This is a genomic window from Kitasatospora sp. NPDC036755 (genome assembly GCF_040636595.1).
GTDB lineage: Bacteria > Actinomycetota > Actinomycetes > Streptomycetales > Streptomycetaceae > Kitasatospora.
Genome location: NZ_JBEZUT010000340.1, coordinates 1 through 9,217 on the forward strand (window position 1 = coordinate 1; position 9,217 = coordinate 9,217).

The following is a 9,217-nucleotide window of genomic DNA, read 5'->3' on the forward strand; positions in this document are numbered from 1 at the left end:
CCACCCCACCGGGCATCGGGCGCTTGAGGACCTCGTGATCGAAGCACTCACCTGCCTAGGTCTCGCTGCCGAGGGCTCCGCCGCCCGGCCGGCCGAGCGGGATGTCGTCAGCGCGGACAGGAAGTTGAGCCGCGATCTCCACGAGTGGTTCGAGCTGCGCCGGCCCGACACGGACCATCACAGCCCCGGCTGGATCGCCACCGCCATCGCCGCCCCATCCACCGCCGTCATCAGTCGGCCGAGCGAGTACGAGCAGCGGGGCCGCGAACTCACCGCCAAGTACCTGTGGTTCGAGTCCCGGGCGCTGCTGGCCCGGCTCGTGTTCGCCCGTTCCGCAGCTGCGCCGCCTCCGGTGAAGCTGGTCCGGCAGCTGTCACTCCTGCACGAACTCGTTCCGGGTGACGAGGCCGCCGAGGTGGAAGCCCTGGTACGCCGGGCCTTCGCCCTGCGGGAGGCGGCCGATCCCGCGCCGCCGGCCACCATCCCGGACGTAGAGGTGGAGCAGCTGGCCGGCCAGCTGGACGTGCTGCGTCGCCGACTTGGTCTGCCTGGTCCGCGCAACCTGTAATCCCGTTCCGCCCCGATCCACGCCGTCTCAACCCGAGAGGTCAACTGTAATCAGCGACGCGATTCCACTGTCCACCAGCGATGCTTCGCACGTCTCCTTCGCGGACGGCTACACCTTCCATGTCCGCGGCGGGCAAATCACCGCTTCTGACCAGCCGTGTCCGTGCGGCGGCCTGGAGCCGGTCCACCAGATCACCTCCTACCGTGAGGCGTACCCGCAGGCCCAGCTGTCGTTGACCGACGTCTGCAACATGGGCTGCACGTACTGCTCGCTCCGGGACCGGGTGCACGCCGACGGCAAGCCCGTCACCATCCCGCTGGAGACGGTGGTGCGGGGCCTTCGCACCCACCGCGAGCGGCTGGTCGGGGAGAACGCCCGGTACAGCCGGATCGACTTCGGCCAGGCGGGCGAGACCATGTTGGTGCGCCACATGCACGACACGGTCCAGGACTTGGTTGCCGAGAACCTCGCCCACTCGCCAGTCGCCGTGGTCTGGGCGGGGCCCATGGTCACCAACGCGACGCTGTCGATGACGGCCGAGCTCGCCGAGCGGCTCGGCCCGCCCCAGGACATCAGCCTGGACGGGCCGCGGGACGTCCACGACCGGGTACGTTTCTACACCGGTGGCCGCGGGGGCACGTACGACCACGTGCGTTCCGTGCTCGACCAGGTGCTGGCCCACCACCCCGACATGGGGGTCTCGGCGGTCCTGACCGCGTACTGCACCGACTTCGTGGCGATCTTCCGTCACCTCTTCGAGGACGTCGGGGCCCGCAACATCTACATGAAGCCGGTCAACGCCACCCACGACAAGGACTACGCGCTCAACGCCGAAACCCTGCCGGCCTTCCGCCAGGGCTACGCCGACCTCGTCGAGCACATCCTCACCCAGCCCCCGGAGGGCATCCTCACCCGACTGCTCGCGCTGAACTCCGAGGACTTCTTCATGCGGTTCTTCTACCGCGTGAAGGACCGCGCGGCACAGGTCTACCGGTGCGGCGCCGGCAAGAGCGGCACCTACCTGGACACCAACGGCAACCTCTACCCGTGCGCGCACTTCATCGGCAAGTCCGGCTGGCACATCGGCCACGCCTCCACCGGCGTCGAGGACTCCGAGCGCCGCAAGTACCTCGACCTGGTCGTCGACCAGCGGAACGAGTGCTCCTCCTGCCCGTCGCGTTACGTGTGCGGCGGCGGCTGCTACTACCAGGCGGTCCTCGCCAATGACGACATCACCAAGCCCGACGGCGTGAAGTGCGACCTGATCCGGTTCCTGACCGACCTGTCGATCCGCCTCGTCGTCACCCTGCGCGAGGAGCACCCCGAGGTGCTGGACGCCCTGCCCTCGCCGTACGGACTCACCGCGAAGGCGCACGCCTCCTCCCCCGAAGCCGCCTACCTGCCGGCGGCCCACCTCGACGCCGCTGCCGACGGCCGACAGGCAGCCGTCCCGCTCGCCGGTCCGGGCCGGGTGCGAGGCGGACTGGCCAACCCAGCGGGACTCACCGTCACGCTCACCCGAAGGCCCGAAGGGCTCGCAGTGCGGCTGGAGCTGGGCGATACGCCCGACACCGTCCACGCTGTCCGCGTCCGCCTGCAGCCGTTGAGCGAGGGCGAGTTCACCCTGCATGATCTCGCCGCCGGCCAGTGGCCCGATGAACGGTTCCTGCGATGCACCCGCGACGGCGCCTGGTGGCTCGAAGCGCCCTCCGCCCGGTTCCGCCGTGTTCCGCACCCCGATCCCGTCTGGGAGAACGCCTCTGATGTCCGCCTCTCCTGGGAGGCCGATCACATGGAGCTGGTGGTACCGCTTCCCGAACCGGGAAGTTCCGGCGAGGAGCTCGGTGTGAACGTGTTCGCGGACTTCACGGACGGCGGGTGGACGGCCTTGACGCTGCCCGAGCCGTTCGCGGCCCTGGACCTCAACGCGAAGGGTCCGCTTCGCTTGTCCGGCCCAGAGGCACCCGGGCGACCGGCCTCGGCGGGAGTCAACGGCCGTATGCCCGTTGAGCTCACGCCGCTCGGTCGCTGGGCCGGGCTCCAGGGCAACACCTGCTGACGGGAGGCGAGATGCGCATTCTTCTGGTCACCCACCGGTTCGCGGGAGAGGAAGCCGGCGGGACGGAAATCCTGGCCGACGACCTCGCCCGGGCCCTGATGGCGCGAGGCTTGGACGTCGCGTGGCTGGCGGCCGACGACCCGCCACCGCAGCAGCGACGCACCGCGGCCGAGTACATCAGCGTGCCCGCGGTCTTCGCACACGACTACCCGGTTGGCTGGCGCGCCCAAGAGGCTCAGCAGGCAGCGCGCATCGAGCAGTTGCTCGCCTCGCGACCTGCCGTCGACCTCGTCCACGTCCTGCACTTCAGCCGCATCGGCCTGGCGTTCCTCGACACCGCGCCGCTGCGGAACGTACCGGTCGTCTCGACGCTGACCGACTACACCGCCGTCTGCCCCGACCACCAACTCCTCGTGCGCTCCACCGGTGGCCAGTGCACCAGCACCGCGCCCTCTACCAGCTGCTTGGGATGCCTGGGCTCGCCGAGTGCAGCAGCTGGGGACGTGGAGTCGTGGCGGGCCCGCAATGCCGCGTGGCTGAACGGACGGGTGCGGGCGCTGTGGACGCAGACACCGCACCAGGCTGTGGAGCTCGCCATGGCCGGCGTCGTGGTGAACAAGATGGTCCGGGACCGGGCCTGCTACGGGCTACCCGACAGCTGGCAGTCGCTGGCCGAGAGCAGCGCCAGCGGCGAGTACCTGCTGTTCCTTGGCCGATGCTCACCCGAGAAGGGCCTCCACGTCCTGCTCGACGCCCTCGCGGACAGCCGGGTCGAGCTGCCGGTCCTGGTCGCAACGGTGCCGGACGACGCCGCTTACGAGAAACGAATGCGCCTGGTCGCCGCAGCCGACCGGCGGGTGCGCTGGCTTCCTCCACTCTCCCGCTCCGACGTAGGACCGGTGCTGGCCGGCGCCCGGGCGCTGCTGGTGCCCTCGCAGTGGTGGGAGAACCATCCGATCGTGGCGCACGAGGCCCATGCCCTGGGCGTGCCGGTGTGGTCCTCGGCGGTGCCATCCATGCGCCACCTCACGGACGACGAGGGCGTCCACCTCGTCGAACAGTACGCCGACCCGGCTTCATGGAGACAGGCGATCGATGTGGCGGCTGGATGCCAGGAGCTGCGGGTGCCGTCGTTCAGCCGCCGGGCGTCGGCGTTCGAGGCGTTCGTCGACGAGACGGTCTCCGTCTACCGGAAGGAGGTGACCAGGTGATGCCCGAACAGGTGCCTTCGATCGTGGTGCCGGAGCGCTTTCGGAAGTTCCTCGTCACCGACGACTTCGACCGCTACGGGCTCGAACCGGGCCGGCCGACGCCAACTCCCCAGTACCTGCAGGTGGAACTCACCGACCTGTGCAACCTCTCCTGCGCCGGATGCGTTCGGGCGGTGCACGACAGCAGTGGCGGGCACCTGTCCCTGGACGCCTTCGTTGCGCTGCTCGAGCAGCTGCCCGATCTTGGCCACGTGTCCTTCGTCGGTGCCGGCAAGGCGCTGATCGTCCGCGACTTCGCCTCCTTCGTCCAGGCGTGTACCGACCGGTCCGTGTTCACCTCGACGAACACCAACGGCCTGCTCGTGCGCCGTCGTCTCCAGCCGGTCCTCGACGCCGGACTGGGCCCGCTCGCCGTCAGCGTCGACGGCGCCGACGATGCCGCGCTCGGGCGGATGCGCTCCGGCCTGCGCGGATCCCAACTGTCCACCGCGCTGCGCGAGGCCGCGGAGATGACACGCCACCGCGACACCGCACTGTCGGCCGCGGTGACGCTCTCCACCGCTAACCTCGACCAGTTCCCGGCGATCGTCGACTTCGTCGCGGACCACGGCGTCACGCGCATCAGTGTGGAGAGCCTGCACCACTGGGGCGAGGACAAGACCCTCAACACCGAGTCTCTGTTCGCGATCGCACCATCGCAGGTCGTGCCGCACCTGGAGGCCGGCCTCGCCCGCGCCGACGAGCTGGGTCTGCAGCTGTCGATCTTCGACTACTCCCGGCTGGCGGGCCCGGCCGCCGGCCGAGCCGTGTGCCCTTGGCCGTGGGACGCCAGCTACATCACCAAGGACGGCGACGTCACGCCGTGCTGCATCCACATGGAGTCCTCACCCCACAATGTGCTCGGCAACATCCACCAGTCGCCGATGGCCGAGATCTGGACCTCGAAGCCGTACGGGGCTCTGCGGGACTCCTTCGTCTCCCAGGCCCCTGCCTGGTCCTCGTGCGAAGGCTGCGTTTACCGAATGGAGTTCGGACGTGTCTGATACCCATCCGCCCGCCCTCCTGGGCAACCGCCCGACCGAGGACAGTCGGCGGCTGCTGCACCGGGCGGTCGACCTCGGCCTCGACTTCGCCTCCGGAGCCTTACGCGACGACCTCGTCCTGCGGCACGCGACCGTCAGCGAGCTCATCGACCGCTTCGCCCGCCCGCTCCCCCAGGACGGCGGAAACACCGAGCAGTTCTTCGAGGCCCTGACCGAGATCGCCAGGTGGTCGATCTCCCAGGCGGACCCGCGCTACCTCGCGTTCCCCGACACCGGCGACAGCATCGCCGCGCTCGCGGCCGACATCGTCGCGTCCTTCCTCAACCAGAACCTGATCGCCTACGACCGCAGCGCTCCCGCCGCCAACGTGATCGAGGCCCAGCTGATCACCTGGCTCCGGGAACTCATCGGCTACCCGGTCACAACTCTGGCCGACTACCAAGGACTGGCATCGCTCGGCGGCATATGGACCTCCGGCGGCAACATGAGCAACCACATCGCCATCGCCGCCGCCCTCGCCCACACCTACCCCGAGATCCGCACCACCGGCCTGCGGGCACTGCCCGAGCAGCCAGTGATCCTGCTGGCTGGCGGAGTCGAGCACTTCTCCTACCTCGCCGCCGCACAGGCCCTCGGCTTGGGCACCGACGGACTGCTCTGGGCGGACGCCACCCCGGAGTTCACCAGCGACCCCGCCTCCGTCGCCCGCCTGCTGGCCTCGTCGCCTCCGGGAAAGCGGATCTTCATGGTCGTCGGCGTCGCCGGCAACTGCCGCACCACCGGCATCGACGACCTGCAGGCCCTCGCCGAGCTGAGTGAGCAGCACAACGTGTGGTTCCACGTGGACGCCTGCCACGGCGGCAGCCTGCTGTTCTCCGAGAAGCTCAAGGTCCGGCTCGCCGGAATCGAGCACGCCGACTCGGTCGCCCTCGACCCGCACAAGGGCCTGTTCGTCAGCTACCCCTCCAGCTACGTCCTCTTCCGCGCCCCTGCCGCACTCGGCCGCTTCGCCCGCTACCCGGACCGCGCCGACGACCCCGACTGCCTCGACCTCGGCCTGATCACCCCGTTCTACGGCTCCCGCGGCTTCGAATCGCTCAAGCTCTGGGCACTGATCAAGCATCAAGGCGTCGACGGCATCGGCCGACTCGTCGAAGACCGTCAGGCCACCTTCCAGAAGATGGTCGACCTGCTCGAACGCACCGGCTGCCTCCGAATGCTCGGCACTTCCGACTTCTACCGGTGCGCCTTCGTCTTCCTCCCCACCCTGGTCGCCGAAGCCCTCGAACTGGCCGCCCTGCCAGCCGCGCACCACGGTATGGTGCGCGACCTCATCTCCCGCTACACCGCCGCCTTCGCCAACCGCCTGTACCGTGCTGGCACGGTCGTCTTCGATCTCTTCGCGCTGCAGGACCTCGCCGACCGCCTCGGCAGCGGCGCCAAGTACCAGGTCATGGGGATGTGCGTGGGCCACCCGCACGTCCCCGACGAGATCGAGCACGGAATCGAGCAGGACATCACCGAAGCGGCACGCGACCTCACCGGCCGCATGCTGGAAGACCTCGGCGCCCTGCTCACGTCCACGGACCCGACCGCCAGCACCCCGGGGCCGGACGTGACCGGACCGGCGGGCTGGTGACCGCCGTGACCTATCCACCCGCGTTCACGATCGCCTACCTCGTCCACAGCGACGTCGAACTTCTGCGCCGCACCATCCCCAGCACCCTGGACGCCCTGACCCGCGGCACCCGCCACCCGTACGACCTGGTGCTCGTCGTAGACGGGGCAGAAAGCGCCCCGGCCGACGAGATCGTCGAACTCGCCCACAGCACCTGGGGCTTCGACGAAGTGCGGCTGCGCTGGCGCACCCGCCACCGGGCCTCCGGCGACCAGGCGAACAACATCCACACCCACTTCGTCAGCGACAAGAGCCGCTTCCTGATCACGATCGAAGGCGATGTCGTCGCCTTCCGCGACCCGAACGCCACCGATGTCCTCGCCGAGATCGCCGAGACGTTCGACCAGTACCCCCAGCTCGCGCTCGCACAGCGCATCGACGACCATGACTGCTGGCAGTGGAAGCTCGAAGAGGCTGGCCCGCCGCTGAGCGACCGGGCCCGCTCGGTCAACCGCGTCTCCTCCCACTTCCTGATCTACGACACCCAGCGGGCCCGCCCCGTCATGGCCGCGGCCGGCGGCGTCCCCGGCGACCGGTTCCACGACGACGGCCGGCGCTGGATGAACTACGAGGACTGGCTCTCCCACACCTTCGCCCAGCCCGCCGGCCTCGGAATCGGCTACCTGCACCGCCTCCCGCTCCGGGTCTTCCACTGCGACGAGAAGACCGAGCCCGGTTCCGCCCACTACCGCCGTGACATCGCCACCCGCCTGCGTGTCTTCGCCGAACGCGAGCGCGCCGTGAAGGAGGAACTCGGTGCCTGACCACCGTCTCGTCCCCTCGCCCGTGTTCCTCCTCTCCCCGATCCGCTCCGGATCGACCCTGCTGCGCTGCCTGCTCGGATCCCACCCCGCCGTCCACGCCCCGCACGAACTCCACCTCGCCGGCTACACCGTGGCCGTCGACGACGAGTTCACCGACCTGTCCATGCGCACCCTCGGCCTCAACCACACCGACCTCGAGCACCTGCTCTGGGACCGCCTGCTCCACCACCAACTCACCGAGGCCGGCAAGACCGTGCTCGTCGAAAAGTCCCCGGGCAACGTGTTCATCTGGCAACGCCTCGCCGCCTGCTGGCCCCAGGCCCGCTACATCGTCTTGCGCCGCCACCCGGTCGCCATCGCCGACTCCATCCGCCGCGCCGGCGACGCCAACGACATCGCCGAAGCCGCCGTCACCCTCGACAAGTTCGCCACCGCCCTCGACGAAGCCGCAGCCAACCTGCCGGACGCCGTCCACGTCACCTACGAGCAACTGACCGCCGACCCCGAAGCCACCTGCAAGGCCCTGTGCGAGCACATCGGCATCCCCTGGGATCCGAGCATGCTCGACTACGGCCGTCACGACCACGGCCCCTTCGTCTACGGCATCGGCGACTGGTCACCCCAGATCGCCTCCGGCCGCATCCAGGCCGCCACCCCGCCGCCGCCGGGGGACGGCGTCCCGCTGCTGCTCAACTCCTGGTGCCAGAAGTGGGGTTACGCCCCATGAGCCAGCCGCGATCATCAACCGTCTTCTGGCTCCTCGGACTGCCGGCCTCCGGCAAGACCACCCTCGCTCGCCACCTCCTCGACTACCTCAGCACCGAGCACGGCGCCGACTGCGGGCTCTACGACGCGGACGTCGAACGCGCCACCGGCGTCCTGCGAGATCTGGACTGGTCACCCTCCGACCGCATCGCCACGATCCGCGCCCTCGCGCACGCAGCCGGCCAGCACCAGGTCGGCATCGTCACCCTGGTGACCTCCACCGAGGCGGAGCGCCAGCTCGCCGCAGACCTCCTCGGAGAACGCCTCCGCCTCATCCACGTCCACGCACCCGAACCGGTGCGCCACGCCCGCGACGCCCTCCGCACCGTCCGCGCCTACCGAACCAACCCGGCCCCGGACGCACCGGAGCTGTCCTGGTCCGATCCCGAACAGCCCGCGCTGGCGCTGGACACCACGGCCCCGCTCAGCACCACCGCGAACGCCCTTGCAACTTCGCCGCTACCGCCCTCGCGAACGCCGCTTCCCCATAGACGCTGGTCAAGCAGCAGTCGGGAGATGCGGCATCGATCCGGCTCGTACGGGTGCCGCCTGCCGGCCGTCGTGCGAGGCGGCGCCACGCCCGATGCGACCGCCCCTAGCCTTCTCCGCCACCGCGATGAACGCCAGCTCGGAGAAGAAGAAACCGCCCAGCTGGTCCGCCTCGCACACCGCGGCGTACCACGCCTCGACCTCTTCAGGGGCGACCGAACCCCGACCATGCTTGGCGGCCGACAACAGAGCCTTCCGAATCTGGTCAACCCGATCCTTCGCATGCCCCGTGAACTCGGTCGACCACGCCAGCAACGGCTCGACGCCGACGAGCTCCAGCGGACTGCAGGCGAGGAGCAGCCCCAGCTTGCGTCCGATCCTGCCGTCCGCGTGATCCATCCAGCTCTGCGCATCGTCCGCGAACGCGTGACACACCCGCCGATCGAGATCGGCGCCCGCGCCCGCGATGACCATCGAGTCGAAGTCGACGTGCGCGATGACCGCCCGCCCTCCAGGGCGAAGGACCCGCGCCACCTCGGCCAGCATCTCCAGCGGGTCCGGCAGGCACTCGATGGTGTTGTACGACAAGACGACGTCCACGCTCGTATCGGAGCACGGGAGAGGGTCGCGCAGATCAGCA

The 9,217-nt window shown here is 69.6% G+C and carries 8 protein-coding genes and 1 pseudogene; 8 read left to right on the forward strand and 1 reads right to left on the reverse strand.

Annotation, left to right across the window (positions count from 1 at the left end):
* From AB0E96_RS34135 to AB0E96_RS34170, 8 genes and pseudogenes are all read left to right on the forward strand, one after another.
* The coding region (locus AB0E96_RS34135; protein ID WP_359829679.1) for a hypothetical protein at positions 1 to 568 on the forward strand (568 nt) is incomplete at its 5' end.
* Between the two features lie 232 nt (positions 569 to 800).
* The gene (locus tag AB0E96_RS34140) at positions 801 to 2,627 is read left to right on the forward strand and encodes an SPASM domain-containing protein (protein WP_359829680.1); all 1,827 of its coding nucleotides are present in this window, start codon (positions 801 to 803) and stop codon (positions 2,625 to 2,627) included.
* 11 nt (positions 2,628 to 2,638) lie between these two features.
* Complete coding sequence (locus tag AB0E96_RS34145) at positions 2,639 to 3,838, forward strand: glycosyltransferase (RefSeq protein ID WP_359829681.1); 1,200 nt, start codon at positions 2,639 to 2,641, stop codon at positions 3,836 to 3,838.
* Positions 3,838 to 4,881: a radical SAM protein gene (locus AB0E96_RS34150; protein ID WP_359829682.1), complete on the forward strand. Its 1,044-nt coding sequence runs from the start codon at positions 3,838 to 3,840 to the stop codon at positions 4,879 to 4,881. The genes AB0E96_RS34145 and AB0E96_RS34150 overlap by 1 nt, the downstream gene beginning before the upstream one ends.
* Positions 4,874 to 6,520, forward strand: a complete 1,647-nt coding sequence (locus AB0E96_RS34155; protein WP_359829683.1) for a pyridoxal-dependent decarboxylase — start codon at positions 4,874 to 4,876, stop codon at positions 6,518 to 6,520. Before AB0E96_RS34150 ends, AB0E96_RS34155 begins: the two co-directional genes overlap by 8 nt.
* A gap of 5 nt (positions 6,521 to 6,525) precedes the next feature.
* Positions 6,526 to 7,323: a hypothetical protein gene (locus AB0E96_RS34160; RefSeq protein WP_359829684.1), complete on the forward strand. Its 798-nt coding sequence runs from the start codon at positions 6,526 to 6,528 to the stop codon at positions 7,321 to 7,323.
* A complete protein-coding gene (locus AB0E96_RS34165) occupies positions 7,316 to 8,050 on the forward strand; it encodes a sulfotransferase (protein ID WP_359829685.1) in 735 nt (244 codons plus the stop codon). The genes AB0E96_RS34160 and AB0E96_RS34165 overlap by 8 nt, the downstream gene beginning before the upstream one ends.
* Positions 8,047 to 8,346 (forward strand): annotated as a pseudogene (locus AB0E96_RS34170) (adenylyl-sulfate kinase); the annotation flags it as partial. The gene AB0E96_RS34165 and the pseudogene AB0E96_RS34170, both read left to right, overlap by 4 nt.
* Before the next feature lie 240 nt (positions 8,347 to 8,586).
* Here the strand turns inward: AB0E96_RS34170 and AB0E96_RS34175 are convergent.
* Positions 8,587 to 9,217: methyltransferase domain-containing protein (locus tag AB0E96_RS34175; RefSeq protein WP_359829686.1), on the reverse strand; the 631-nt coding region annotated here is incomplete at its 5' end.

Excerpts from the sequence above, each read along its gene's own strand:
- AB0E96_RS34145 (WP_359829681.1), top strand. The coding sequence starts at position 2,639 with ATGCGCATTCTTCTGGTCACCCACCGGTTCGCGGGAGAGGAAGCCGGC.
- AB0E96_RS34150 (WP_359829682.1), top strand. The coding sequence starts at position 3,838 with ATGCCCGAACAGGTGCCTTCGATCGTGGTGCCGGAGCGCTTTCGGAAG.